General features: G+C 49.6%; 1 protein-coding gene. It reads right to left on the bottom strand.

Annotated features, from left to right (window positions below; all coding sequences use genetic code 11):
• Positions 1–1,070, bottom strand: a 1,070-nt coding sequence (locus GEU01_RS25375; protein ID WP_198284515.1) for a replication initiation protein, incomplete at its 3' end; no start/stop codon positions are given.
• Positions 1,071–1,827 lie beyond the last annotated feature (757 nt).

Below are 1,827 nucleotides of genomic sequence, written 5' to 3'. Positions count from 1 at the left end.
CCTCGACGGTTGTGATAACTTTCGCAAAAGCCTTTCCATGCCGCTTTAAGCTTGGAACCATGCAGCTTGCCAAGTCGCTCACCGAGATGGTCTCGGAATGCATCGGCAATCAGGTCGATATCCCAGCCCCCGCCAGAGGAACGCGCTATTCTAGCGAATATCTCTTGGTCGGCTCCAAACTGGAGAGAACCGGCTGGAAACATTAGCTGCCCATCGCTTTTCGCAGCTGCGGGTCGTACTACTTGATTGCGTTGTGTTTCTAATTCGCGTGTAGTTGTTTGATGATCTATGACCTTTGGGGTTTCCTTAGGTTGGAAAACAATCTCGAGTTCTCTTACTGCTCTTCCTTGTCTTATTTCCGTCCACTCGACCGTAAAATGCGCCAGTTCGTCGATTTCATTCTTGCAAACGGTCAATACTTTTCGCCGCAACTGAGCAAAGTCTTTATAGACGTTAGGTGAGATCCCTAAGGCAGCACGAAATGCGATGACGTCACCTTTCCACACGGTTTGACGTCTCTTCACGCGCAAGGCCCCGATTTCGTAAAGTTTAAGCGCGTAAGCCGAACGAAAACCCAATACAGCGGTGCGGTTCATGACCGCATAGGTCTCAGACTCTTGGATTAGTCTTCGGGCATCAGGAGTAAATTCCCACTCGATCCAACCGACTTCTTTTCCAGGCTCTGTGTCTTCAACTTCTTCCCTTGAAGAGGCAATCAGAGAAAATCGTCGCGTCGCTTTTTTACCTCGCCAGGAAATGTCGTCTTCGGCAAATAGAGTACCATGCAGTTCTTCAAGCATGTCACTTATGCGTTCGTTACCTTTGTGACCCCGCCTGATGTCTGCTTTGCGCATGCGGTGGACCACTGGCTTCCAAGCATCGCCACCGGCTACAAGGATCATCAACGCGAGTAGACGTGATGCAGTCAGGCTTAGCGATTGGCCTCTGACGAAACGTATCTCCACAAGGTGGCCAGGTTTGGCGAACTCGTCGGCACCCTTATGCTGTAGAGCGCGAGCAACACGCATGGCGCGCTTTGGAGCTTCATCACTTTCGGATGCGTATTGCATGGGCGGGTTATCCAGCACCTAACGGGACGAACGATTCGTATCCTGACCTTAGAATGAGAATAAGGTCAGGTGAAGGGGAAATTGGACATCTCAGCACCTTCTCGCGGCCGTGCATGGTGCTGAGAAGTAAGGTTTCTTATGAAGATTTTTATAAACACGACCGCAGCGTGCTGCGGGGGATTCTGATTCTATTGAAGTGATTCTGATTCAAGACAAAAAATACTAGGAAAACCAACGACTTTTAGAGCATTTCCTGACCTCGTGGGGGACCTAGCCTGACCTCTTGGGGGATAGTAACCTGACCTCGTGGGGGATCTAACCTGACCTCGTGGGGGACGGTCAGTTAAGATAGCTAGTTTTGGGAAGTATCCACACGTTATTTTAAGAACTTTCATGTTGACGGTCGCAAACCGGTATCTATGGGACTTGCGCGTGTTTTTTAATGGAATCTATGAGTGCGATTCGCAGTTTAACGGGCTTTCGTCTCTTTTTTAGATCTCGTTCATAGCTGCCGTGGCTGCCATGACGATGTTCCACGCCAGATGATTGCCCAGTGTGGGTGGATTGCAACGTTGCAATTGTTTGAAGGTATATGGATTCCCTTGCGAAAAACGCGAGGTTACTAGCCTTTTTCCACAAGTAACTGACCTGCCCGGTCGGCACTAAGCGACGGTATGGGTAACCCAGCTGGCAGCACTATGCCGATGTCTTTGAGGCAACTGAACGTATTTGTCCCAAATTGCAATGTTGCAATCTC

Source organism: Komagataeibacter europaeus LMG 18890 (genome assembly GCF_000285295.1).
Taxonomy (GTDB): domain Bacteria; phylum Pseudomonadota; class Alphaproteobacteria; order Acetobacterales; family Acetobacteraceae; genus Komagataeibacter; species Komagataeibacter europaeus.
Note: the sequence above shows the minus strand (reverse complement) of the source record. Positions and strands in the feature narration are given on the sequence as shown.